The sequence below is a fragment of the Rhizobium sp. 18055 genome (assembly GCF_902706285.1).
In the GTDB taxonomy this organism is placed as follows: domain Bacteria; phylum Pseudomonadota; class Alphaproteobacteria; order Rhizobiales; family Rhizobiaceae; genus Rhizobium.
On record NZ_CACSKD010000353.1, the window covers coordinates 1 to 422 of the forward strand.

Below are 422 nucleotides of genomic sequence, written 5' to 3' on the forward strand. Positions count from 1 at the left end.
GATCTGGGGCTACACCGGCATCCTGAGCCTGGGCCACGGTCTCTTCTTCGCGCTGGGCGGCTACGTGATGGGCATGTACCTCATGCGCCAGATCGGCCGTGACGGCAACTACAAGAGCGACCTGCCGGACTTCATGGTGTTCCTGGACTGGAAGGAGCTGCCCTGGCACTGGGCGCTCTCGGACAGCTTCCTCGCCACGCTGGTCCTGGTCGTGGCCGTGCCGGGCCTGGTGGCCTTCGTGTTCGGCTACTTCGCCTTCCGCTCGCGCATCAAGGGCGTGTACTTCTCCATCATCACGCAGGCCATGACCTATGCGGCCATGCTGCTCTTCTTCCGCAACGAGACCGGCTTCGGCGGCAACAACGGCTTCACCGACTTCAAGCGCATCCTGGGGCAGCCCATCGCCACGCAGAACATGCGCA

Annotated in this window: 1 pseudogene; it reads left to right on the forward strand. The window is 64.0% G+C overall.

Features of this window, described 5'->3' with window-relative positions:
• Positions 1–422, forward strand: a pseudogene (locus tag GVL52_RS32330) (urea ABC transporter permease subunit UrtC); the annotation flags it as partial.